The following is a 25,107-nucleotide window of genomic DNA, read 5'->3' as shown; positions in this document are numbered from 1 at the left end:
AGCCTATGATGAAGATCACGGCTGTGGAGACGGTGCAGTTGCCGCACCTCAACAACATCTTGTGGGTTCAAATCCACACCGATGGGGGAATTGTGGGTCTGGGTGAGACGTTTCGCGGCGCGAATGCCGTGGCGGCCTATATCCATAGTGATATCGCACCGCAACTGATCGGGCAGAACCCACTGGAGATCGACCGGATATCCAAACTCCTGCTGGAGCCTTATGTCGGCTTTCGGTCTTCCGGCGTGGAAATTCGCGCCGCGTCCGCCATCGACATCGCGCTTTGGGATATTTTTGGCAAGGTCGCCGGCCAGCCCATCCACCAGCTGCTGGGCGGGTTGTCGCGACACTCCATCCGCACCTACAATACCTGTGCAGGCTACACCTATAACAAAAGCGGTGCGCGTCGCTATATCGGCGATACGGACGAAGGCAAGGAAGGACCTTACGAGGACCAGCTTGCCTTTCACCGTGACGCGGGCGCGCTTGCCGAAAGTCTTCTCTCCGAAGGCATAACGGCCATGAAGATATGGCCGTTTGATCCATTCGCCGTGGCTTCGGGGGGAAATTTCATCCATGCGCAGGATCTGGACAAGGCTCTGGAGCCGTTCCGCCAGATACGCAATGCTGTCGGCGACAAAATGGAAATCATGGTCGAATTCCATTCCATGTGGGATCTGACATCGGCGTTGACCATTGCGCGCGAGCTAAAGGCGTTCCGCCCGTTCTGGTCAGAAGACCCGATCAAAATGATGAATCCGCAAGCGCTTGCGGTTTATGCCCAGAAATCCGGCATTGCGGTTTGTGCAAGCGAAACAATGGCAACCCGCGCGCAATTCCTCGACGTCCTGCGCGCCGATGCGTCCGATTATGTGATGCTGGATATTTCATGGTGCGGCGGACTTTCCGAAGCGAAGAAGATCGCCACCATGGCCGAAGCCTTCCAGCGCCCTATTGCGCCGCATGACTGCACGGGACCAGTCGTTTTCGCAGCCTCCATTCACCTGTCGCTCAATGCGCCCAATGCCATCTATCAAGAGTCGGTCCGGGCCTATTACACTTCATGGTATCGCGATCTGGTCACGGTGATGCCACGGATTGAAAACGGGATGATTTATCCCTTTGAAGGGGCCGGGCTTGGCTTGGAGCTCTCCGATTTCGTTCTTAACCACCCGGATGTTATCCGCAGAAAGACAGACGCATTATGATTGGACCGTTTCACTGTATTGCCGATCTGCGCGGCGCATTGATGGAAAGCCCCGTCTGGGACGAGCGCCGGGCGAAGCTTTTTGCCTGCGATATCAATGGGCGCAAGCTTTACGAAATCGATCTTGAACATGGCCCGGTTCGAGACTGGACCTTTGAAGCCGAAGTTCCATGCGTCGGGCTTGCCGAAAGCGGTAAGCTGATCGTCGCGCTGGCACGCGAAATCATTCTGTTCGACCCAGATAGCGGTGACAGGCAGCCCCTGTGGGGCGGCTATGATGAGCCAGAAACATCGCGGCTCAACGACGGCAAGATCGGTCCCGACGGTGCGCTGTGGATCGGCAGCATGGATTGTCGCCCGACACGCGAACCTATCGCAAAGCTTTATCGTGTTACTGCCGATGGGCAAGCTGCGGTCATGGCAAAGGGATTTGAGGTTTCAAACGGCCTTGCATGGACACCGGACGCGACCACGATGTTCCATACGGATTCCCGGGGACCATGGATCGACCGTTACGACTTTGACCGCGTGGCGGGCCGTATTAGCAATCAGAGGCGCATTCGCGACCTCGACGAAGTTACCGGCAGACCGGACGGCGGCGCTTGCGATGCCGAAGGCGCTTACTGGAGTGCGGGTGTGTCGGCTGGTGTCCTGAACCGCTTCGATGCGGATGGAAATCTGCTCGCTAGCTTTTCAGTTCCGGTTCCGGCACCGACAATGCCTTGCTTCTGCGGTCCCGATCTGAAGCAGATCGCACTAACTTCGCATCGCTTGGCCCCCGCAGACAAATTGGCCGAAGCTCCACAATCGGGCGGGGTGCATCTCGCAACCAGCACTGTTGCCGGGGCAAAAGTGGCACGCATGAAGGGAATTTGACTGAATGAAGCACCTCCTTTTGACCGGGGCTTCCGGCAATCTTGGCCGTATGCTCACCCGAAAACTGTCACAAGCCGGATACTGCCTGCGCTTATCCGACATTGAACCATTCCCCGATGCCTTGCCCGAAGGTGCAGAATTCATACAGGCGGATCTGAGCGATGCCGATGCTGTTGCCGAATTGGTTCGCGGAACCGATGCGATATTGCATTTTGGCGGCATCAGTATCGAAAAGCCTTACAATCTGATTGCCCGTGCTAACCTTCTCGGCGTTACCCATATTTTCGAGGCTGCGCGCGCTGAAAAGCAAAGGGTGATTTTTGCAAGTTCCAATCATACGATTGGCTTTTATGAACGCGATGCGGTGCTGAGCAGCGATGATCCCTTCAAGCCTGATGGCTATTACGGATTGTCGAAAGCTTATGGTGAACTGCTAGGCCAAATGATGTTCGACAAACATGGCGTCGAAAGCGTTCATGTGCGCATCGGCTCCTGCCTTCCTGAACCAACCGAAGCACGACACCTCGCCACCTGGCTTTCGCAAGACGATCTTGTGCGGTTGTTGATCGGATCTGTCGAGGCGCAGGAAACCGGCTTTGCCGTCGTCTGGGGGATCTCCGCCAATGCCGGGCGCTGGTGGGAAAAGGACGATGCCAGCCGCATCGGTTATGTGCCGCAGGATGACGCCTCGCGTTTTGGCGACCTCGCCGAAACTGGCGATTCGATCACGCGGCGCTATCAGGGCGGCGCTTTCACAGCACAAGACTATACGCGTGGCGATTAGCTTTCATGCGCCGATCCGTGGGGCACAGTCACAACTAAAGCAGGCTCGCTGATAACAGGCAGGGCCGAAAATTTTCGGGGAGATATTGAAATGCCCAGGAAGCAATATGCCGATCTGCGTTCTGCGCGCTGGATGTTGCCGGATGATCAGCGTTCTTCGGGCCATCGTTCCAGAACAATGCAGATGGGTTATGATCCGGTGGACTGGGAGGGCAAGCCCATCATCGCGATCATCAATACATGGTCGGATGCGCAGCCCTGCCATGCCCATTTCAAGGACAGGGTCGAATGGGTCAAACGCGGCATCTTGCAGGCAGGCGGCTTTCCCCTTGAACTGCCCGCTCTGTCCTTGTCTGAAAGCTACGTGAAACCCACAACAATGCTCTATCGCAACATGCTCGCGATGGAGACCGAAGAACTGCTGCGCTCGCATCCGGTCGATGGAGCCATTTTGATGGGCGGATGCGATAAGACCACGCCTGCACTCATCATGGGGGCTACAAGCGCCGGTCTACCCTTCATTTTCCTGCCCGCAGGTCCAATGCTTCGCGGCAATTATGCCGGGAAAACGCTAGGATCCGGCACGGATATGTTCAAGTTCTGGGACGAGCGCCGCGCAGGCACCATCGGTAAGGAAGAATGGCAAGGCATAGAAGGCGGTATTGCGCGCAGCTATGGGCATTGCATGACGATGGGCACCGCGTCCACGATGACCGTGATTGCCGAAGCCATGGGCCTTTCCCTCCCCGGTGCATCGTCCATACCGGCATCCGACGCCAACCACCAACGCATGTCGACCCAATGCGGACGCCGCATTGTCGATATGGTCTGGGAAGATTTGAAACCCGACCAGATCATTACGCCTGCTGCTGTCAAAAATGCTGTTATCGTCGCCATGGCCACCGGTTGTTCAACCAATGCCATCATTCATTTGATTGCCATGGCGCGGCGCGCAGGTATTCCACTGGAGCTGGACGACCTCGACCGCATCGGGCGCACCACACCTGTGATCGCCAATATTCGGCCATCGGGAACGACATATCTGATGGAAGATTTCTATTATGCAGGCGGCATCCGCGCATTGATGAAACAACTCAACGACAAGCTGGATCCCACGGCTATCACCGTGACAGGTGGCACGTTGGTGGAAGGGCTGGAGAAGGTCCAGGTCTGGAACGATGATGTTATACGTCCACTGTCCAACCCCGTCTATCATGAGGGTTCGCTGGCGGTCTTGAAGGGGAACCTGTGTCCTGATGGAGCTGTTATCAAGCCAGCGGCCTGCGACCCGAAATTCCATCGTCATAAAGGCCCGGCATTGGTTGCAGACAGCTACCCCGAGCTGAAAAAGATCATTGATGATCCCGATTATCCCCTAACGCCGGACACCGTGCTTGTCTTGCGCAATGCCGGACCACAAGGCGGACCGGGCATGCCGGAATGGGGTATGATCCCGATGCCGAAGGCACTTTTGAAGCTCGGCCTGCGCGATATGGTGCGCATTTCCGATGCCCGCATGTCGGGAACAAGTTTTGGCGCCTGTGTGCTCCACGTTGCACCGGAATCCTTCATTGGAGGGCCGCTAGCCATGCTTAAGACCGGCGATATGGTGGAGTTGGACATCCCCGCCCGCAGCCTGAATATGCTTGTTCCTGATGAAGAACTGGCTGAACGCCGCGCCGCCTGGAAGACACCTGAACCCAAATATGAACGTGGCTACGGCTTTGTGTTTTCCAAACATGTGGAACAGGCCGACAAGGGTTGCGACTTCGATTTCCTGAAAACCGACTTTGGCCGTCCGGTTGATGAACCGGTGATCTATTAAGAGGCAGACCATGACCGATTATGTTCTCACGGAAGAAACCCGCGCCAAACTGAAGAACGTCTCGACGGCCTCGGTTGCTACGGCGCTTTATAAACGCGGTTTGCGTAATCAGTTCATTCAAGGTGCGCTTCAAGTGGCGCGCAAGCCCGACAACATGGTCGGGCAGGCTTTCACCTTGCGTTACATTCCCGCGCGTGAAGATCGAAACCCGATCACTGTTTTCCGCAATCCTGATCACAAACAGCGCGTTGCCATCGAAACCTGCCCGCCCGGTTGGGTGCTGGTTATGGATGCACGCAAGGATGCACGTGCGGCAACCGCTGGGTCGATACTGGTAACGCGACTTGCGCTGCGTGGCGCGGCAGGCATTGTGTCCGATGGCGGCTTTCGTGACGTGACCGGAATTGGCGAATTATCCATGCCCGCCTATTGCGCAAAAGCGTCGGCGCCAACAAATCTGACTTTGCATGAAGCCATCGACATCAATGTACCGATTTCGTGCGGCGACGCCGCCGTGTTTCCGGGAGACGTGCTGGTCGGCGACGCGGATGGCGTCATGGTCATTCCGGCGCATCTTTGCGAAGAAATCGCCGAGGAGTGCATCGGGATGGAAACATACGAAGATTTCGTGCTCGAAGAGGTCAAGAACGGTGAAGCGATAATTGGGCTTTATCCCTGCACCAAGGAGAAATTCGAACAGAAATTCCAGACATGGCGGCGTAAGAACAATCGATAGCCAAACCGGCAGTCATACTGCATGCTTTATGGCTGCCAGCATTTTCTTTTCGTCCGGACGCAAGGTCAGCACACGCACGCCATTGCCGGTGACGGCAATTGTGTGCTCGAATTGCGCCGATAGTTTTCCGTCGCGTGTGACGACGGTCCATCCATCCTTTTCGGTTTTCACCTTGGCCGTTCCCTGATTGAGCATTGGTTCGATGGTGAAAACCATGCCTTCGCGCAAGCGAACCCCCGTACCCGGTTTGCCGAAATGCAGAACCTGCGGTTCTTCATGCATCTCTCGTCCGATGCCGTGGCCGCAATACTCGCGCACAATGCTGTAATCGTTCCGCTTGGCATGACGCTCAATGGCATAACCAATATCGCCCAACGTGGCGCCGGGTCGAACCGCTGCAATGCCTTTCCACAAGGCTTCATAAGTCACGCGTACAAGACGGGAGGCAAACGGCGCGACGTCGCCGATCATGTAAGTCTTGCTGGAATCCGCGATATAGCCACCCTTTTCAAGCGTAATATCGAAATTGATGATCTCGCCTTTAGCGATAACATCATCATGGGACGGCATTCCGTGGCAGACGACATCGTCCTTCGAGCAGTTCAGCACAAAGGGATAATCATATTGTCCTTTGCTGGCGGGTCGCGCTTTCAACTCATCCGTAATGTAACCCTCAACCAGATCGTTGACCTGCATCGTTGTCATGCCGGCAAGCGGTGTACGGTCCAGCAGTGTGAAAACAGAAGCCAACAGCGCTCCTGAAATCGCCATCTGTTCCAATTCGGCGGGCGTCTTGGTCATGATGGCCGTACAGCCATGACCGGAATTTCCACCTGTGCGGCGCGCAACTGCATCTGCACGATTTCGTTGAATGACATATCTGGATTGGCCTGCGCCAGCATGCCGATTTTCATCCAGTATTCTGCCTGCGCGTTGATCGAACGACACATGACATCGCTCGCCTTGCGCAATTCTTCATGCAGATCATCGGCGATCTTCACTATACCCATCGTTGGCTCCGAATTTGCTGTGTTATACACATACCATATACGATTCATATATAATCGACAATGCAATTAGTTCGTACCCTGCACGGCTGTGCATATTTTCGCAACAAACAGAACAATTGAACTATTTCTGAAAAATTCAGAATGAATTTTGCAAAACCGTTGACAGCTATCGATAAAAGGCAAAGACTGTGCACACGTTTGCAAAAACGTCGGCGTGGAGGCGTCGTAAAACGGGAGGGAAAGAATGCGTTCGACATTTTTGGTTGCGGCGCTTGCCGCTGGCATTTCGTCAATGGCTTTTGCGGCCCAAGCGGCTAGCAATCTCAATCTGATTTGTTCGGCAGATGTAGTGATCTGCGAGCAAATGAAAAACATGTTCGAAAAAGACACCGGCATCAGTGTAAACATGGTGCGGCTTTCTTCAGGCGAAACCTATGCCAAGGTTCGCGCAGAGGCCCGCAATCCAAAAACAGATATTTGGTGGGCGGGCACGGGCGATCCCCATTTGCAGGCCGCTGGCGAAGGGCTGACGCTCGAATATAAATCACCGATGCTTGATCAGTTGCAGGATTGGGCCAAGAAGCAGGCGGAAAGCGCGAACTATCGCACGGTTGGCGTCTATGCCGGCGCGCTCGGCTGGGGCTACAATACCGATATTCTTGCCAAGAAGCAGCTCAAAGAACCAAAATGCTGGGCTGACTTGCTGGATGCGTCCTACAAGGGCGAAATTCAGATGGCCAATCCCAACTCTTCCGGCACGGCCTATACGGCGCTTGCAACGCTGGTACAGATCATGGGCGAAGACAAGGCCTATGATTACCTCAAGAAGCTCAATGAGAACGTCTCCCAATATACCAAATCAGGCTCGGCACCAGTCAAATCCGCCGCGCGTGGTGAAACCGGCATTGGTATCGTTTTCATGCATGATGCGGTGTCGATGACTGCCGAAGGTTTCCCAGTCAAATCCGTCGCGCCGTGTGAGGGCACCGGTTACGAAATCGGTTCCATGTCCATCATTAAAGGCGCGAAGAACCTCGACAACGCCAAGAAATGGTATGACTGGGCGCTGACCGCGGAAGTACAATCTCATATGAAGGATGCCAAATCCTTCCAGCTTCCATCGAACAAGTCTGCCGAAGTGCCGAAGGAATCGCCGCGCTTCGAAGACATCAAACTCATCGATTATGACTTCAAGACCTATGGTGACCCTGCAAAACGCAAGGAGCTCTTGGAGCGCTGGGACAAGGAAATTGGCGCGCACGCCAACTGATGGATTTTAAACCTTCGATCACCGTTTGAACGCGTTGCCGCTTCCGGCAACGCGTCTGCCTGAATGGCGTTGCCGCTAACGCCTCGCCATTCATCGCAACAATTCCAAGACCCGAAATGAAGCGGACGCACTATGGTACAGCAAAACCGCAGACTGGATATTGTTCTCGCATTTGCGCTGGTGGCCTTCGTCTTACTGCCCTGGTATCGGATAGAAGACGGCTTTCTTGGTTTTGGCTGGCTTGGCGACCTGTTCAGCGAAAGCACAACTGCACCCGGCATCCTGCAAATCGTTGCTTTTTCCCGTCCCTGGCTCGGCGTGGCGGCGGCCCTTATGCTTGTTTGTGCATTTGCCCGCATAGCCTTGCCTGTCGGCAGGCGCAGTTCCATCTTGATCTGGGCAAGCCTTTTTGGTCTGGGGTTTCTCGTCCTTCAAGGGCTGGCCGTTGGCGGTTCCGGTTGGAATTGGACAATCAGTGAAAGTCTCTTTGGCCCGCTCGCCGATGGACAACCAGCCTTTGGTGCAGGCGCAATCCTGACCTGTCTCTGCTTTTTGCTAATTTTCGCATTCGGTCTTGCTGAACGTGGCGTGATGAAAGGCGATGCTTTCGTCGTTTCCTCCATTACCTTGCTGGTAGCATTGGTAGGTGTATTTGTCTTCTACCCGGTGCTCAGCATGTTTGTCGGTTCCGTTCAGGACTTCGACGGTTCATTCAAGCCAGAGGGGTTCATCGGAAACATACAAGATTCCTCCATCTGGAGCCTCGCCTGCGTGGTGGGGGAAGGCCGCTGCGGTGTCGCATGGCGCACCTTATGGCTTGCACTGATGACGGCCTCTGGTTCTACAATCATGGGCCTTGCCTTTGCCCTGGTGGCGACGCGCACAAACTTCCCTTTCAAGAAAGGGCTTCGACTTCTCACCATCCTTCCAATCATCACGCCGCCTTTCGTCGTCGGTTTGGCCCTTACCTTGTTGTTCGGACGCGCGGGCGTGGTCACGGAACAGATCTCCAACATATTCGGTGTCGAGCCGGGGCGTTGGCTCTACGGCCTGACCGGCATCTGGATTGCGCAGGTTCTTTCCTTTACGCCGATTTCATTTCTGGTCCTCATCGGCGTTGTTGAGGGTGTGTCGCCGTCGATGGAGGAAGCGTCGCAAACCTTGCGCGCAGACCGCTGGCGCACTTTCCGAAAGGTCTCGCTGCCATTGATGGCACCGGGCCTTGCCAACGCCTTCCTTATCGCTTTCATCGAGAGCATGGCCGATTTCGGCAATCCGATGGTTTTGGGCGGCAGCAACGGCGTGCTGTCGACGGAAATCTTCTTTGCAGTGGTGGGTGCGCAAAATGATCCATCGCGCGCAGCTGTCCTCGCCATGGTGTTGCTGTGTTTCACGCTCAGCGCCTTCCTTATTCAGCGCCTTTGGCTCGCTGGCAAAAACTTCGCAACCGTAACCGGCAAGGGCGATTCTGGCATGCATGCCGCCTTGCCACACGGGTTGAAAGTCGGCGTCTACGTGCTTGTTATCCCGTGGATGATATTCACCGTCATCGTCTATCTCATGATCCTTATCGGCGGCTTTGTGCGCCAGTGGGGACTCGATAATACATTGACGCTGGAGCATTATACCCGCGCCTTCTCCATTGGCTGGACCGAGACCGGCATTGCATGGACCGGTGTTGCATGGAACTCCTTTTGGACCACAATGGAAATCTCGCTGATCTCAGCGCCGCTCACAGCCGCTGTTGGCTTGCTCACCGCATATCTGATTGTTCGGCAACGCTTTGTCGGCCGCAATCTGTTCGAATTCGCATTGATGCTGAGCTTTGCAATTCCGGGCACGGTGATCGGTGTCAGCTACATCATGGCGTTCAATCTGCCGCCGCTCGAAATGACCGGCACTGCAGCAATCCTCATCGCCTGCTTCGTTTTCCGCAACATGCCTGTCGGCGTTCGGGGCGGCGTCGCTGCAATGAGCCAACTCGACAAAAGCCTTGATGAAGCTTCCCTGACCTTGCGGGCAAACAGCTTCCGCACCATTCGCAAGGTCATTCTGCCACTCCTGCGCCCCGCCATAACCGCAGCGCTGGTGTATTCCTTCGTGCGCGCGATCACATCGATCAGCGCCGTCATCTTTCTGGTGTCCGCGCAGTATAACATGGCGACATCCTACATCGTCGGACTGGTTGAAAATGGGCAATTCGGGGTCGCCATTGCCTACTCCTCAATGCTGATTGTGGTGATGATCGTCATCATCACCGGCTTTCAGTTGCTTGTCGGAGAACGAAAACTCAGGCGAGAAAATCGTGTCGCCGCTGTCACGCCGATCAAATCCGCCAATCAGGAGAAAGTAGCATGACGACGATCCGCCCCGGCTCCGTCACATTCGAGAATGTCTCCAAGAAATTTGGAAACTTCACCGCCCTGCCCGATTTGTCCCTGATTGTCGAACCGGGAACGCTGGTCACTCTGCTTGGCCCTTCAGGCTGTGGAAAGACCACCACATTGCGATTGCTTGCGGGGCTGGAACACCCAAGCTCGGGCCGCATTCTGATCGGCGGCAAGGATGTTACCAATCTGCCAGCCAATGAACGCGATGTTTCGATGGTGTTTCAGTCCTACGCACTGTTTCCACATATGAATTCGCTGGATAACGTCGCCTATGGGCTGGAATCTTCCGGCATCAAGAAAGCCGAAGCCCGCGATCGAGCAGAAGAAGGACTGAAGCTGGTTGGTTTGGGCGGCATGGGCCACCGACTGCCCGCCGAGCTTTCGGGCGGACAACAGCAGCGCGTGGCCGTGGCGCGTGCTCTGGTGCTAGAACCACAAGTGCTGCTTCTCGACGAACCGCTATCCAACCTCGATGCACGGCTTCGGCGGCGCGTGCGCACGGAAATCCGCGAATTGCAGCAACGGCTTGGTTTCACGGCAGTCTATGTAACGCATGATCAAGATGAAGCACTGGCCGTATCCGATACGATCATCGTAATGAAGGATGGTAATATTGCGCAGAAAGGCACACCGCGTGAACTCTATGAGTCACCGGCGTCGGCGTTTATCGCGGACTTCATGGGCGAGGCCAATGTCGTGCCCTGCGAAGTGATCGCCACCGAGAATAACGAGGCCGTCATACGCATTGGCGCAATGACCCACCGTGTCGCTGCGCGTAACGCCAAAACAGGGGCCGCACAACTGGCGATCCGACCGAACGCCGTTAACCTGCAGCCGCTCGCCGGAGGCGATTTTCCGGGGCGCGTGGCGCATGCCGCTTATCTTGGCGATCACATCGAGTATGAGATCGAAACCGAGCATGGCAAGCTCTTCATAGTTGACCCCGAAGCGGAACAGGCCTTGCCAACGCTCACGGATGTCTCGATACACTTCAAGTCACGCGGGCTTGCGCTTATCAATCAATAGCTCGCCAAAACGTGCCGATCATCACTCTCGCCGGAAGCAAAGAATGACCAACAAACTCCAATACGACCTGGAAAAGCGGCTGGTGCTTGCCAAAGACATTGCGCAGGCGGCTGGCGCCAAGGCGCTGGACTACTTCAACAATCGCGAAGCGCTGACCATAGAATTCAAACGTGATCCCCAAGACGTGGTGTCCATTGCTGATCGGGAAGTGGAGCAGCTTATTCGCACGCTTGTTTCCGAAAAATTTCCGGAAGACGGCTTTCTGGGTGAGGAATACGGACTGAACGACGGATCATCGGGCTTTACCTGGGTTGTAGACCCCATTGATGGAACAAGCCCTTTCGTAAACGGTATGCCAAACTGGTGTGTGTCGATTGCCGTTTTGAAAGACGGCGAGCCTGTCATTGGCGTTATCAAGGCACCCTGTTTCGATGAGCTCTATGCATCGGCAAAAGGTCTTGGCGCGACGCTGAATAGCAAGAAACTGGCGCTCGATTCAACGAAGACTCTTCAAAACGCAGTCACAGGCATTGGCGCAAATAACTATGTCACTCCGCAAACCGTGGCGAAGATCGTCGAAAATCTGCTGGAAGCCGGTGGCACTTTCATACGCAACGGGTCGGGCGCCCTAATGATCGCCTATGTGGCGGCAGGCAGGCTTGTCGGCTACTACGAGCCTTACATGCACGCATGGGATTGCATGGCTGGCTTTTGTCTCGTGCGTGAGGCCGGCGGATACATCCATCCATTCCCTGTGAGCGGCGAGAATATTCTTAAAGGCCATCCTGTGTTTGCAGCCGCCCCCGGCGCCGTCGATGATCTGAAAAAGGTCGCTGGCCTTTGACACCATCGTTCCTGTGTGACGACCGCGCTATTTGAGCGTTTGGGGGAAAAGGAAGATTACGCCCGCCTTTATCCCCATTTGCGGCTTTCGTCTGGACCTTCCAGCCAGTATTTCGCTCCAAGCGACAGGCTCATCGTTTGATCGCCAAGCTTCACGATCTTTGAGAATGCCCCCGACACTGGTACAGTCCATTGATCGGCTGTCCAGTCATAGTCAGCATCAAGATTTGCCGAAATTGTTCGTACCTTGCCAATATGCCAGGCGATAAACGGCTGGAGTTCGGTTCGGTTCACGTCCGGCCTGCTATCTGCCCCAAGAACGGACCAGATATGGTTTGACGAGAGGCCAGTCGTGATTGCACTTGTTTGATAAAGCAGCAAACCCGATGGCCCGAGAGAGAACTTGCCGGACCCCAGCAAATCGTCTGTCGCCGTTGGGAACGAGAACTGCGGTCCAATCGCCCATATGACTGGGCCATGGGCGGACGGAGTGAAAGAGAAAGTCTGCGTTATGTCGCCGAGCCCGAAATTGCTGCCCACGTCGCCAAACGGGTTGCTGTAAACCAACGGAATATCGGTATGGGAAATAACGTTCCAGCGATCATTGAACCGCATTGGAATGACTGGTTCGATATCGAGAGAGAAGCCCCGCACCTTTTCGCTTCCACGACCAAAATCAATATCTGAATGAACTGGCACACTGATCATGAACGAAGCGGGGTTGGAGACTTTTCGTGCCAATTCATCGATATCGTCGCTCGCAGACTGTGCAAATGATGGAGCCGATAAGACGAAAATACCAATCGCGAGACCCATGACATTCCGTATTGCAATGAACATGGCTAACGCGAAGCGAAATCCCATATGCCCGACTTTCTTACCTATGCTTGACTGGACACGAGATATGCTACTTCGCTGCGGCCTGGGAGAACGCCACACCAATAATCCGGTCTCCATCCAGCTGGTAGACGAGCGACTGCTCAACTGTCGCACCTGAAACTTTATGTTCGTTCGAATAACGCGCAAATTGCTTGGCGCTTACCTTGCCGAACCGCTTTTCGAGCGCATGTTTGTTGTCTTTCAAGGCAGGAATAGGCAATTTGAGGTTCGTCAGATCAATGCGAGGCCGTCCGCATTTCGCAGACTTGTCCGTTATAATTTCCGCCGAAATCAGATTGAGAACGGCCCCCTGACCTTTCTTTGTGTTCATCCCGTCCGAAATGAACCAGATACGACGGGGCAAATTATCGCCCGTCACCTCATAGCAAAGCCAAGCCGTTTTAAGGGATGACGTTGTATGACCGTGCACAGTCCCTCCAACGACAGCTTGGATCTCATCGAGGCTCGTTTTACCCAGCGATACATCTTTGTCGGCCAGCCGTATGAGATTGTCGAAAGGAACGCTGAATTGAACAGTAGTCGCTTTGGCCGTCTGCCCGCCCAGAACCATCGCTGGAAATCCACTCAGTTTATCATTCTGAGCATGCGCTGATGAACAGGACAGGACCATAAATATCATTCCAGCCATGCCAACCAATCCGGCGGTATTGAATGATCTGATATGCATATCCTTCTCCCTAATCAGTCATGCTGGGCGTTTCAGATACTCCATGTCCTCAAAGAGAAGCCAATCTCCACACCGGGTTAATCAGCAGACACGGTCGGTTTGGTGATCGACAATGGCATCGATAATGACAGGAAAACCGCGTCTCCTTCGGCCCGGTTTTCCGCAGCAAACTCGTGGAAATACTTCACACGGGCGGAAAGCGGTGTTTCACCCAGTTCGAAGTTCCAGCCGACAGTTGCACCAACGGCAGCCACACGTCCCTTGAATGGTGCCGCCGCACCGTCTCCACTATCACCCGATAGCTGCTGATAGTAATAACCCACCAGACCGGCATCGAATTTCGCATTGATGTGTTTTACGGCGGCCCATTCGAAATGGAACTCGTTACCGGTTCGATAGTCGGTGGCCGGATTTTCCGCATTAAAGGTTACGCCAATCGCGCCCGAAATATCCCAACCAATTGCAGGGTCAAGCCAGGTTGCGGCTGCAAACACATCCGCGCCCCAATGGTGGAAAGCGATATTGGATATCTCGCCGTCCTGATAATCGCCGATGGGCACATTGATCATGGTGCCAATCTGGTAATAGAAATTACCCGTCTGCCAGCCCAGGAACCCGCTAACGATCGGATCACCAATGGTAAACGCCGTATCGCGCACACCTGTCGAGACCTCACCCACCCGGGGGCCGTTTAAAACCACATCCGCTTCGGTTTTCTTCCAGCCGACCGGTATCGTCCCGCCAAGACCAAGATGGCCTCCGGCGATAGTTTCCGGCAGCACCCACATGACCGTCGGGACCTCAATGACCGCGGTGCCCACGACACCAACGGCCAGCTTACCGCCAGTTGGCAGGCTTTTATCTCCGCCGAGATTCCCGCGATAATAGTAGAAATCGTTCTGAAAATAGACACCGGGTGGAGGCGTTATGCCCGCCGCTGGTCCCTTCGATCCTAACAGGTAGAAACCCGCGCCTCCTTCTGCACTCATCGCCACGGACGGAACAAGCAACAGTCCCGCAATTGAAGCCAGTGACAGCGTATGAAGCGAAATTCGACCCATAACATCCCCTCAGCTACGAGCACGGCTGCTCAATATTCCCACGAATCTAACAATACTTAATTTTGGATAATTCTCGTTTCTATTTGTTTTTCACGCAATGTCTAATGCGTACGTTACGGTAAATGTTGGGCTGGTAATTGCCGTTGAAGCTGACCTCAACGGAGCTTGGCTCCAAAGCGTTCAATGAACAAATGCAAAACGTGTTCGTCAGTTTAGCTCTCATGGCTTGTCCGGCTGCAACTTTGTTTGCCCGATCTGGATTTGGTCGATAATGGCATTTGTGACAATGTTTGGAACACTTAGTGCTTCCAATTTTTCACCGACTGACTGGCGTAGATTGGGATTGGATCGTGTAACATCCCGAAGTTCTTTTTGGGCATCAGCCGGTCGCAACTGAACAAGCGCAGCCAATCTAAAACCGGTTGCGAAATCATTCTGTGGAGGCAGCTGATTTGCACGAAGCAGCACGTTGTGCCAATCGCCGCGACGGGCGGCATCAAGCGCAAGCACGGTGCGCGCCTTCAAAGCCATACTGTGATTTTCTTGCCCGCTTTCCTCAATGAGAGCCACAGCTTGATCCCAATTCTCATTGGCGAAAAGCACCATTGCCAGCGCCGCCTTCGCCTCCAGATTATTGGGGTTAAGAGACACGGCGCGCTTACCCGCCTCCAGCGCTTCATCGATCCTGCCTTTGCGAAAATTGGCTTCCATCAAGGCAAATTCAGCGCGATCCGATCCCGGCGCGACAGCGACGGCATCTTGCGCAAGTTCCAGGCTACGGTCCAACACATCCTTGCTGATTAGGAGCGCATTGGCATTCACAAGCACACGGGAAAGAGCAGCCATGGCGTCACTCTGCCTTGGATCACTCTTTAAAGTCTGCTCAAGACACGTTTCGTCGTCCGATAGCGCCTGCCCCTTCGCCAGCGATATTTCCGCTTTGAGAACACAAATATTGCCGATGAACGAGTTCTTCACATCTGCGACCAGACGTGTATTGATCACCCCGGTGGAGGCAGCAAGCTTTTGCGATAGAGCTGAGGAAAGAGCTGCTCGCACCTGTTCTGTGGATTGCCCCATTCCCGAAGCTTCTTCGATACCGGAGCTTACAATGACGTTCTTGACCTCGTCATTCACCTGCCACCAGATGCTTTTCATCTCACCTTCAACGCGATAGCGCATCCGAACCGTATAGGCTGGAAGCCGAACCTGTGGATCAATCGATCCGCTATTGTCGGAACGAAGCGCCAGCGTATGAAAATTACCAAGTGCGATCAGCACCGAATCCCGTACATTTCGGCCTCTATATCGAACGCGGGGTTCTCAGCCCGGAAATCAATCGCAACAGTGGGCTTTACGGTATCGACTGACCGATTTGTCAAAAAATAGACTAATGTAAAAGAAATAAGCAATACCAGACTAGCGACCGCCAAATCCAAATATTGGAGACGATGCCTTAAAGTTAATGGAGCTTGCATCGGAGGCGGAATTGGCTCGCCCGCAGAAGCCTCGTCCGAAACAGATGTATCCACGACGGCGCGGTGGTTGAACGCAAGCGCATATTTGCCTTTAGGAAGCTCGATCTCAATCGGCTTTTCTTTGCCAAAAGCTTCATAATACTGGACCAAAGCGGCCCGCAGCCGGCTGATTTCTATGCGTACAATCGGGTCAGTGGAAGGATCGAAACTATCAGGCCGCCCCAGAACATCAATCGCTATCGAATAGCCCTTGACCCCTTCAGAACTGCCGGAAAAATGCAGATCCGCAATGTAACTGAGGATCGCCCTGCCCCGTTCGGTCGCGCGAAATCGCTTATCCGCAATCAGATCGGCTAACGCGGATTTAACTTCTTGATCTGACGCTCCCCGGTCATCAAATGCACTACTATTCCGTGTCATACCACCCCTCGGGCCCCGACATTAGAATAAATTAGCGGTTTTAGGCTAAAATAGTCCCCGAAAAGCCGATGTCAATAATAACAGCTTGCCGCGAATAAGATGTTCCATTTCGGAGCATGTCCCTATTTATGTAGTAAGCAATATTGCAGTACGTCCTCTTCTATCTCCTTGCATATGGTCTCGTATTCCAGAGAAAGGGGGGTGACTCCAATTTCAGCTCGGCGCAATTTTTCCAACATGTTGCTGGCTTCGTCATAAGCCTCGAAGAGACCAATCAGCGGTTCGCCGGAAAGTTGCTTTAGCTGCGAACGGACAGATGGGAGCTTTAACATGAGTTTACTAAGCCCGCTTCTCGATGCAGAACTGAAGCTGCGACGGACTGCATCATCCTGGGTCACGTGCCACGGTTCTCCCCTCAACGGATTTTCACTGCGAAGCATGACACCAATTTGTACGAACGGCAGTACGTTACGGTAAATATCGTGGGCACTGCGCCACTTCTGCGACTCGCGCTGGCCAGCCAGATTTAACGTAAATGCCGATCACCGAGCATGTTTACAGTAACGTACTTACGCTTCCTCCGGATTTGGTCGAGCCTTCCCACGTTGCCATCGACGACATCCCAATTTGCCTCGCAAACAGGAGTGCGGAATGTTGAATAAATCCACATTGAGGAGGCCGCTATGAAGACGCCTGTCATCCGTAGACTACTTTCAGCGACTGCTGCCTTGGCCATGACAGTGACTTCTGCGACGGTCGTTACGCCAGCTTATGCGCAGCAGGCTGCGCCCGCGGCACCCGCAGGGAAACCGAACATTCTCGTTATCTTCGGCGATGACATCGGACAGACCAACATCAGCGCCTATAGCGATGGGCTTGTCGGGTATAGAACCCCCAATATCGACCGGATTGCCAAGGAAGGCATAAGGTTCACCGACTATTATGCGGAAAACTCGTGTACGGCGGGGCGCTCAACCTTTATCACGGGCCAGGTATGCTTACGCACGGGCCTGTGCAAAGTCGGCGCGCCGGGAGCACCGGTCGGTCTTCAGGCAACCGATATCACTATCGCGCAGGCCCTCAAGCCGCTGGGATACGCAACCGGCCAGTTCGGCAAAAATCATCTTGGCGACAAGGATGAATTTCTGCCAACCCAACATGGTTTCGACGAGTTCTTCGGAAACCTTTATCATCTGAATGCCGAAGAGGAACCGGAGCAGCCCACTTGGCCGAAAGACGACAAGGAGTTTCTTAAGGCATATTCTCCGCGAGGCGTCGTGAAGGCCTCGGCTGACGGCAAAGTCGACGATACAGGTCCGCTCACCAAGAAGCGGATGGAAACGATCGATGACGAAACCACAGCCGCAGCGATTGATTTCATTGACCGTCAGACGAAGGCAGGCAAGCCCTTCTTCACCTGGATGAACACGACCCGCATGCATGCCTTCACTCATGTTCGTGAGTCAATGCGCGGCCAAAGCGGCATGGCTTACAATGAGTATGGCGACGGCATGGTCGAGCACGATGGCGATGTCGGCAAACTTCTCAAGAAGCTTGACGAACTTGGCATCACAGACAATACGATTGTTGTCTACACCACCGACAACGGGCCCAACCAGTGGTCATGGCCGGACGCTGCCACCACACCATTTCGTTCGGAAAAAGACACCAATTGGGAAGGCGCTTTCCGCGTTCCTGCAATGGTCCGCTGGCCGGGACACATCAAGCCCGACCAGGTTTCAAACGAGATGTTTTCCGGGCTGGACTGGTTTCCGACTCTTCTGGCCGCAGCCGGAGACCCGGACGTAAAGGACAGGCTGTTGAAAGGCTGGAAGCCGGACGGCAGCACGACCACTTTCCGCAATCACCTGGACGGCTATAACCAGCTCGATTATCTGACCGGAAAAGCGGATAAAAGTTCACGGAATGAATTCTTTTACTTCGATGATGACGGCAACCTGGTCGCGACCAGATTTGACGAATGGAAGGTTGTATTCCATGAGCAGCCTGCCCCGGGAGGGTTCGCCGTGTGGCAAACACCACTGGTCACATGGCGCGTACCGAAGCTGTTCAACCTTCGTATGGATCCATATGAACGCGCCGATATCGTATCCGATCAGTATAATGACTGGCTGGTACGAAATGACTTCCTGCTTGTGAAGGCCCAGCTAAAGGCTGCCGCTTTGTTGGAAACCTTTGTCCAGTTTCCGCCGAGCCAACGCAACGCCAGCTTTAACCTTGAAGGCGTGCGTGCCCAAGTGGACAAGGCGATTGATCAGTCGTTCAAAGAACGCGGTATAGAAAAGTAACGATTTAGGCGCGCTCTTTCACGGCGCGCCTTTTCCCACCATTTCAGGACACCCGATATGGCAGCACGCGATGATATTCTGAAACTCGGCAAACGGGTTGGGCAATCCGTCGTCGGGCAGGAGCAAATGGTCGAACGCCTTTTGCTGGGGGTCATTTCAAACGGCCATATACTGGTCGAGGGGCTGCCCGGTCTCGCCAAAACCCGCGCAATCAAAAGTCTGGCAAAAAACCTCGAATCCGAACTTTCCCGCATACAGTTCACGCCAGATCTGCTGCCGGCGGATGTCACCGGTTCCGAGATTTATATCTCAGACGGAACAAAGAGCGCGTTCCAGTTTCAGCAGGGGCCAATCTTCGCCAATCTCATTCTTGCCGACGAAATCAACCGCGCGCCTGCCAAGGTGCAATCCGCTCTGCTGGAAGCGATGGAGGAGCGGCAGGTAACCGTCGGCGGAAAGAGCTATCCTTTGCCGGATCTGTTCATGGTTATGGCGACCCAAAACCCGATTGAGCAGGAAGGCACCTATCCCCTGCCCGAAGCGCAGCTGGATCGTTTTCTGCTTCATATCCGGGTTGACTACCCAGACGAAGAATCCGAAGCCGCGATAATGCGTCTTAACCGCAACGAGGAACAGGAAGCTCACAGCAAGGCTGCTTCAAAAGAGAAGGCGACGCGCCTCTCCGCACAGAGCATTTTTGATGCGCGCAAGGAAATCGGTACGGTTACAGTTTCGGAACCCGTCGAGAAATATATGGTCGCGCTGGTCTTCGCGACACGATATCCGGATCGTTACAATGCGGACCTGGCCAAGCTTTTACAGGTTGGCGTCAGTCCGCGCGGTGTCATCGGCCTTGACCGCATGTCCCGCGCCTATGCGTGGCTGAAAGGGCGAGACTTTGTCACCCCCGATGACGTAAAAGCAATCGTGCATGACGTTTTCCGCCACCGGCTGTTGTTGTCCTATGAAGCCCATGCCTCCAACACAACGCCAGACCAGATCATCGACCGCATCACCGAACTGGTGGCCGTGTCATGAAGGCTGGCGCGAGCGTTGAGACCGGCGTTTACGTAGACACTTCTGCGCTCATCGCTCTTGAAGCTCAAGCGCGTGATCTCAGCTTCGTTCAAAAATCTCCCAGCCATCGCCAGCTTGCGGGGCGAATGCGCTCGGCAGTCCGTGGTCGTGGTCTGTCCTTCGAAGAATTGCGCGAATATCTGCCCGGCGATGATATTCGTTCCATCGACTGGCGAGTCACTGCACGCACGATGAAACCCGTCGTGCGGGTTTATAGCGAAGAGAAGGAACGCCCTGCGCTCGTGATCGTCGATCAGCGGATCAATATGTTCTTCGGCAGCAGACGCTCCATGAAATCCGTGACGGCAGCAGAATGCGCAATGCTCTGTGCGTGGCGTATTCTGGGGTCAGGCGACCGCGTCGGCGGCATCGTATTCGGCGACACGGATACCGCTCAGATCAAACCACAGCGCAGCCGCAACGCGGTCATCGGACTGGCCAGCCAGATTGCGGAGAAGAACGCCGCACTGAACGCCAGCTATGCCCATGAACCTGCGCCATCTATGTTGAATGATATTCTGCACCATGTCAGCGCCATTGCCTATCACGACTATCTCGTGATCGTCGTCAGCGACTTCGACGGACATGATGAGGCAACCCGCGACTATCTGCTGCATATATCAAGCCGCAATGACGTGATCTGCCTGCTGGTTTACGATCCTTTTCTGCTCGACTTGCCGACGAGCGGCGATCTGGTCGTCAGCGGAGGCACCACGCAGGCCGAACTGACCTTCGGCAAAGGATCGATACGCAATTCCATCGACAGTTTCGCGCGCAATCGCGGGCGCGAATTTCGCTCCTGGCAACGCGAGCTCGGCCTACCGATGCTGCCCATCTCGGCCGCGGAAGAAACCGCCCCGCAACTGCGTAATCTCCTTGAAAAGTCCATGTGGCGTCAAAGGAGGCGATAATGGATCAGGCAACGGAGACTGCCCTGCGGACGCTCCACGACATTGCTATTCCACCATCGGTGTCGTGGTTGCCTCAGACCTGGGGATGGGCGTTGGTGGCAGTTTTGCTTTTGCTAGGATTAGCCATCCTTCTCTTCCGGTGGGTGAAACGCTATCGCCGAAATGCTTATCGGCGCGAAGCGCTTCAAATTCTCGAAAACATTTCAAACACGGCACCGGCAACAGAAATCGCCGAACTGTTGAAGCGCACGGCTTTGTCGGCCTTTCCGCGTGCCGACGTCGCAGCATTATCCGGCGGGCAGTGGGTGGCTTTCCTCGAAAGCCACAGTCCCGCACCTCTTGGGACCAACCTGAAGGCATTCCTGAAGGGCCGCGAATACGAACCCGACCAACAAGCAAACGACATGCCTGTCATCGTCAATCAGGCCCGCCTGTGGATCGAGAGGCATCATGTATGAGCTCGACCATCCGTGGCTTTTGCTTTTACTGCCGCTGCCGCTGCTTTTGTGGTGGCTCTTGCCGACCCATCGCGTCTCGACCGCTTCAATCCGGCTCCCCTTCTTTAAGGATGTCGCACGAGCGGCAGGTGTTGAACCAACGGAAGGGTCGGTCATTCCGCGTCGGAGCTGGTGGCAGATTGTTTTCGACATGCTGGCCTGGTGCCTGCTGGTGCTGGCCTTGGCGAGACCGCAACTGATCGAACCACCGATGGTCAAATCCATACCGCAGCGCGATATCCTGCTGGCGCTTGATCTCTCTCAATCGATGGAGACACGCGATTTCGCGTCACCAAGCGGAGCTATGGATACCCGCCTTGAAGCGGTCAAAACAGTGGTTTCCAACTTTGTTTCGAAGCGGACAAGCGACAGGCTCGGCCTGATTGCCTTTGGTGACGCTCCCTACCCACTGGCGCCCTTCACCATGGATCATGATCTGATCCGAACTATGATCGGTTCGCTCGTGCCGGGCGAAGCAGGACCACGAACAGCAATGGGCGATTCCATCGGTCTCGCCATTCGCATGTTCGAAAAATCGAACGTGCCGGAAAAGGTGCTTATCCTGCTTTCCGATGGCAACGATACCGCCAGCAAGATGCCGCCTTTGAAAGCAGCTGAAATTGCCGAAGGCGACCATATCGTCATTCACACAGTCGCCATTGGCGACCCAATGGCGACAGGAGAAGACAAGGTTGACGTCCAAACACTGCAGGCAATCGCCGCGCAGACAGAAGGACGCTATTCTTTTGGTCAGGATCAGGCCAACCTGTCTGCCATTTACGATATGCTGGACCGCATAACGCCGCAGGAACAGAAGGAGCTTTCATGGCGGCCACGCCGGGAACTGTTCCAGTATCCGGCTGCAATATCGTTCTTGGTCCTGGCACTCTCCCTTTGCCTCGGTTTTGTGCAGGCACGCATCGCGCGGAGAGCTTCAGCATGATCTCCGACTTTCACTTTCTGCGCCCGGTCTGGCTGATTTTGCTGATATTGCCGCTGACCATGATCTGGCTTGCCGCCCGTTCTGCCAACATCAGGCAGAAGTGGAAAAACATGATCGCGCCGCATCTGCTCGACCGACTGGTGATCGAAGGCGATAGTAAGCGGCGTCTTCAACCGGCAACACTCCTTGCGCTCATCATGGCAATCATGATCCTCGCAATTGCCGGTCCCAGTTGGGACAAGGAAACGCCTCCCTTTGTACACGACACGGCGTCACTGGTGATCGCAGTCGATCTTTCACAGACAATGGATGCGATTGACATCAGCCCCAGCCGCATCGAGAGAGCCAAGCTTAAAATTCACGACATTCTGGAAAGCAGAGCTGGTGCCAGAACCGCCGTGATCGCTTATGCGGGAACGGCTCATCTTGTTCTGCCGCTCACGGATGACGCCGATCTGATTGAATCCTATACCGATGCCCTTTCAACCGGCATCATGCCGCGTCCGGGCAAAGATACGGGTGCGGCACTGGCTCTTGCATCCAATCTTCTGAAAGAAGACGGTTCACCCGGCATGATACTGTTCATGACGGACGGCGTTGAGGCCTCCGCGATTAAAACGCTCGGTGATGAGCGCAATGATGGCGTCGTAGTGCTAGTTATCGGCACCGCAAATGGCGGACCGATCAAGACCGGCGACGGCGGCTTTCTATCCTCCGATGGTGGTGCACGCCTTGTTACCAAGCTCGACACCGAAAGCCTTGCGCAACTGCGCACCTCGAACTCAATCGCGGTCACCACAGTCACCGACGACGATGCAGATGTTCGCTGGATCGCCGAACAGATAAAGGGAAATTTTGCGCAACAGCAATCCGACAAGGAAAGCCGTTGGCGCGACAGCGGATGGTGGTTTCTCATCCCCGCCGTGCTGCTATTCGCATTCACATTCAGACACGGCTGGGTTGTGCGGTTGGGAAGCGTTGTCATTGCCTTGCATCTGATCGGCAACGATCCAGCACGCGCTGGGCCATTCGAAGATATGTGGCTGACGCCGGATCAACAGGGACAAATCGCTTTTCGTAAAGGCGATTTGTCCAAAGCTGCCAGTACTTTTCGCGATCCAATATGGCGTGGTGTCGCCGCATATCGGGCTGGGAAATATCAAGATGCAATCAACGCTTTCGCCATCATCGATAGCCCCGACAGTTGGTACAATCAGGGCAATGCGCTCATGCATCTAAAGAAGTTCGAAGAAGCTATTGCGGCATACGAAAAAGCACTTCAGGCGAAGCCTGCTTCGGAAGACATTCAAGCCAATCTGGCGACGGCAAAACGCCTCTTGCTGGCTCAGCAAAAAGAAGAGCAGGATCAGGAGGAAGCCCCAGATCTGAAACCTGATAGCGTCCAGTTTGACGATAAGGGCAATCAAGGCAAAGACGCCCAAATTGCCATGTCCGAGCAGACATCTCAGATGTGGATAAAGAATATCGCTGTCAGCCCAGCAGCCATGCTGGCGCGACGCTTTTCCATCGAAGCGGAAGGCGGCGCCAAATGAAAATATTTCGGCTTGTCCTTTTCATCCTCTTGGTTTCACCCACACTATTCATCCATGATGCCGCAGCGCAGGAACCCATGGTCCGCGCAAAAATTGAAGAAACGGGCACCATCGTACCCGGACAGCAAGTCCATTTTGTGCTAACCGTGCTGGCTCCGGGCTTTTTCACCTCACCGCCGCAATTTCCTTTATTTGCGCTTCCGCATGCCTTGGTAACCTTGCCGGACGAACGGTCCCAGAACACCAATGATACGATAAATGGCGTTCAGTTCAGTGGCATTCAAAAGCGGTATTCCATCATACCGCAAGTCAGCGGCAGTTATAGCATTCCAGAAATTCAGATTTCATTTGATTACCTTGAGGATGGAGCCCCGAAAAAAGGCACCGTGAAGAGCCAGCCGCTAACTTTCACGGTCGGCGCTGCACAAAATAACGGACAGACGGGATTTGCAGCCGGGTCACTGGAACTGTCACAAAGTTTCGACCGGCCGCCGGACAAATTACAAACAGGAGATGCGCTGGTCAGAACCCTGACCATTACCGCCACAGATACGGTGGCGATCACCATTCCACCCGTCGAAGCGGGAACACCGCAAGGGCTGGACCAGTATGTCAAACCAGCGACAGTCGCAGATAACGTCTCTGTCGGGCGACAAACTGCGAGCCGTCGCATCGAAACCATCGTCTATACCGCTTCCAAATCCGGAACCTTCACCTTGCCTGCAATTTCGTATCGCTGGTTTGACGTGAAATCACAGCAGGTTCAGACCGCCACGTTACCGGAAACAACCGTGACCGTCACCACAGGCGCCACGAAATCTGCCACGCCCGTTGAACCCGCCAGCAAAGGCACGCTTAACGGCAAGTTCCTTTGGACATTGGCAATAGCCGCGCTTCTGATCGCTGGCCTTATAGCCAGCGCGATGCGGTATAGGTCTCGGTTTGTCGACATGCTGCGCCGATGGGATGAGCAGCGCCGGAATTCGCTTCATCATCAAAGACGGCATACCCTCCGCATTATCAGTACAGGCGATTACGCCCGGATAAATGCGGCACTGGAAGTCTGGTCGCGTCGTCTTGGTTACTCTTCCATCCATGATTGGGCCGCAGCCGCGAACGACGGGTCGCTTGCCGCACAGGTCGAAATTCTCCAGCGGCAGCTATACGGAAAGGGCCACTCCGGGGAAATCGACCGGCGCGTTCTTGCTCACGGCGTTATGAACCGCCTTTCGCATAAACTCGCCACAAAACCACCCGCGCTTCTGGAACTGAACCCGTGAAGCTACCCGATTTACCGTAACGTACTTCTCGCCGGAGTAGCGCAA

At 54.6% G+C, this 25,107-nt stretch carries 24 protein-coding genes; 16 read left to right on the top strand and 8 right to left on the bottom strand.

The window, feature by feature from the left end:
• Positions 1 to 8: 8 nt before the first annotated feature.
• From HWD97_RS18125 to HWD97_RS18105, 5 genes are all read left to right on the top strand, one after another.
• On the top strand, positions 9 to 1,208 hold the full coding sequence (locus tag HWD97_RS18125) for a mandelate racemase/muconate lactonizing enzyme family protein (RefSeq protein WP_371835387.1): 1,200 nt from the start codon (positions 9 to 11) through the stop codon (positions 1,206 to 1,208).
• Positions 1,205 to 2,083, top strand: coding sequence for an SMP-30/gluconolactonase/LRE family protein (locus tag HWD97_RS18120; protein ID WP_371835373.1), 879 nt, complete (start codon positions 1,205 to 1,207; stop codon positions 2,081 to 2,083). Before HWD97_RS18125 ends, HWD97_RS18120 begins: the two co-directional genes overlap by 4 nt.
• A gap of 4 nt (positions 2,084 to 2,087) precedes the next feature.
• Positions 2,088 to 2,867: an NAD-dependent epimerase/dehydratase family protein gene (locus HWD97_RS18115; RefSeq protein ID WP_371835372.1), complete on the top strand. Its 780-nt coding sequence runs from the start codon at positions 2,088 to 2,090 to the stop codon at positions 2,865 to 2,867.
• Positions 2,868 to 2,957: 90 nt separating this feature from the next.
• Positions 2,958 to 4,691, top strand: coding sequence for an L-arabinonate dehydratase (gene araD, locus HWD97_RS18110; protein WP_371835371.1), 1,734 nt, complete (start codon positions 2,958 to 2,960; stop codon positions 4,689 to 4,691).
• Positions 4,692 to 4,701: 10 nt separating this feature from the next.
• Positions 4,702 to 5,427 carry a ribonuclease activity regulator RraA gene (locus tag HWD97_RS18105; RefSeq protein WP_371835370.1) on the top strand — a complete coding sequence of 242 codons (726 nt, stop codon included), beginning with the start codon at positions 4,702 to 4,704 and terminating at the stop codon, positions 5,425 to 5,427.
• Positions 5,428 to 5,439: 12 nt separating this feature from the next.
• Here HWD97_RS18105 and map read toward each other — a convergent pair whose 3' ends face one another.
• Together map and HWD97_RS18095 are read right to left on the bottom strand one after the other, a co-directional pair.
• Positions 5,440 to 6,228, bottom strand: a complete 789-nt coding sequence (gene map, locus HWD97_RS18100) for a type I methionyl aminopeptidase (RefSeq protein WP_371835369.1) — start codon at positions 6,226 to 6,228, stop codon at positions 5,440 to 5,442.
• The gene (locus HWD97_RS18095) at positions 6,225 to 6,437 is read right to left on the bottom strand and encodes a ParD-like family protein (protein ID WP_109365955.1); all 213 of its coding nucleotides are present in this window, start codon (positions 6,435 to 6,437) and stop codon (positions 6,225 to 6,227) included. The genes map and HWD97_RS18095 overlap by 4 nt, the downstream gene beginning before the upstream one ends.
• Before the next feature lie 244 nt (positions 6,438 to 6,681).
• Here HWD97_RS18095 and HWD97_RS18090 point away from each other — a divergent pair, with 244 nt between their 5' ends.
• From HWD97_RS18090 to HWD97_RS18075, 4 genes are all read left to right on the top strand, one after another.
• Positions 6,682 to 7,707, top strand: coding sequence for an ABC transporter substrate-binding protein (locus HWD97_RS18090; protein ID WP_371835368.1), 1,026 nt, complete (start codon positions 6,682 to 6,684; stop codon positions 7,705 to 7,707).
• A gap of 132 nt (positions 7,708 to 7,839) precedes the next feature.
• Positions 7,840 to 10,065 (top strand): ABC transporter permease, encoded by a 2,226-nt coding sequence (locus tag HWD97_RS18085; protein ID WP_371835367.1) that lies wholly within the window; start codon positions 7,840 to 7,842, stop codon positions 10,063 to 10,065.
• A complete protein-coding gene (locus HWD97_RS18080; protein WP_109365952.1) occupies positions 10,062 to 11,123 on the top strand; it encodes an ABC transporter ATP-binding protein in 1,062 nt (353 codons plus the stop codon). The genes HWD97_RS18085 and HWD97_RS18080 overlap by 4 nt, the downstream gene beginning before the upstream one ends.
• 43 nt (positions 11,124 to 11,166) lie before the next feature.
• Positions 11,167 to 11,967, top strand: a complete 801-nt coding sequence (locus HWD97_RS18075; protein ID WP_371835366.1) for an inositol monophosphatase family protein — start codon at positions 11,167 to 11,169, stop codon at positions 11,965 to 11,967.
• 68 nt (positions 11,968 to 12,035) lie between these two features.
• Here the strand turns inward: HWD97_RS18075 and HWD97_RS18070 are convergent, their stop codons facing one another.
• The 6 genes from HWD97_RS18070 to HWD97_RS18045 form a co-directional block, all read right to left on the bottom strand.
• Entirely contained in the window at positions 12,036 to 12,830 is a 795-nt protein-coding gene (locus HWD97_RS18070) for a transporter (protein ID WP_371835365.1), read from the bottom strand.
• Between the two features lie 43 nt (positions 12,831 to 12,873).
• On the bottom strand, positions 12,874 to 13,533 hold the full coding sequence (locus HWD97_RS18065) for a hypothetical protein (protein WP_371835364.1): 660 nt from the start codon (positions 13,531 to 13,533) through the stop codon (positions 12,874 to 12,876).
• 77 nt (positions 13,534 to 13,610) lie between these two features.
• Positions 13,611 to 14,594, bottom strand: a complete 984-nt coding sequence (locus HWD97_RS18060) for a transporter (RefSeq protein WP_371835363.1) — start codon at positions 14,592 to 14,594, stop codon at positions 13,611 to 13,613.
• 219 nt (positions 14,595 to 14,813) lie between these two features.
• Positions 14,814 to 15,875, bottom strand: coding sequence for a tetratricopeptide repeat protein (locus tag HWD97_RS18055; RefSeq protein ID WP_371835362.1), 1,062 nt, complete (start codon positions 15,873 to 15,875; stop codon positions 14,814 to 14,816).
• Positions 15,869 to 16,492, bottom strand: a complete 624-nt coding sequence (locus HWD97_RS18050) for a hypothetical protein (protein WP_371835361.1) — start codon at positions 16,490 to 16,492, stop codon at positions 15,869 to 15,871. Before HWD97_RS18050 ends, HWD97_RS18055 begins: the two co-directional genes overlap by 7 nt.
• Before the next feature lie 122 nt (positions 16,493 to 16,614).
• The gene (locus HWD97_RS18045; RefSeq protein WP_140025339.1) at positions 16,615 to 16,890 is read right to left on the bottom strand and encodes a hypothetical protein; all 276 of its coding nucleotides are present in this window, start codon (positions 16,888 to 16,890) and stop codon (positions 16,615 to 16,617) included.
• Between the two features lie 285 nt (positions 16,891 to 17,175).
• On the opposite strand from HWD97_RS18045, the gene HWD97_RS18040 reads away from it, so the two are divergent.
• The 7 genes from HWD97_RS18040 to HWD97_RS18010 are packed head-to-tail and all read left to right on the top strand — an operon-like array spanning position 17,176 to position 25,062.
• The gene (locus HWD97_RS18040; RefSeq protein ID WP_371835360.1) at positions 17,176 to 18,801 is read left to right on the top strand and encodes an arylsulfatase; all 1,626 of its coding nucleotides are present in this window, start codon (positions 17,176 to 17,178) and stop codon (positions 18,799 to 18,801) included.
• 57 nt (positions 18,802 to 18,858) lie between these two features.
• A complete protein-coding gene (locus HWD97_RS18035) occupies positions 18,859 to 19,839 on the top strand; it encodes an AAA family ATPase (RefSeq protein ID WP_371835359.1) in 981 nt (326 codons plus the stop codon).
• Complete coding sequence (locus tag HWD97_RS18030; protein WP_371835358.1) at positions 19,836 to 20,789, top strand: DUF58 domain-containing protein; 954 nt, start codon at positions 19,836 to 19,838, stop codon at positions 20,787 to 20,789. The genes HWD97_RS18035 and HWD97_RS18030 overlap by 4 nt, the downstream gene beginning before the upstream one ends.
• Complete coding sequence (locus HWD97_RS18025) at positions 20,789 to 21,247, top strand: DUF4381 domain-containing protein (RefSeq protein ID WP_371835357.1); 459 nt, start codon at positions 20,789 to 20,791, stop codon at positions 21,245 to 21,247. The genes HWD97_RS18030 and HWD97_RS18025 overlap by 1 nt, the downstream gene beginning before the upstream one ends.
• Entirely contained in the window at positions 21,240 to 22,229 is a 990-nt protein-coding gene (locus tag HWD97_RS18020; protein WP_371835356.1) for a VWA domain-containing protein, read from the top strand. The genes HWD97_RS18025 and HWD97_RS18020 overlap by 8 nt, the downstream gene beginning before the upstream one ends.
• Entirely contained in the window at positions 22,226 to 23,782 is a 1,557-nt protein-coding gene (locus tag HWD97_RS18015) for a VWA domain-containing protein (RefSeq protein WP_371835355.1), read from the top strand. The genes HWD97_RS18020 and HWD97_RS18015 overlap by 4 nt, the downstream gene beginning before the upstream one ends.
• Entirely contained in the window at positions 23,779 to 25,062 is a 1,284-nt protein-coding gene (locus HWD97_RS18010) for a BatD family protein (RefSeq protein WP_371835354.1), read from the top strand. Before HWD97_RS18015 ends, HWD97_RS18010 begins: the two co-directional genes overlap by 4 nt.
• The last annotated feature ends 45 nt before the right edge of the window (positions 25,063 to 25,107 follow it).

The organism is Ochrobactrum sp. C6C9 (genome assembly GCF_022627935.1).
Classification (GTDB): Bacteria; Pseudomonadota; Alphaproteobacteria; order Rhizobiales; family Rhizobiaceae; genus Brucella; species Brucella teleogrylli.
This window is presented reverse-complemented; position numbering and strand designations above follow the sequence as displayed.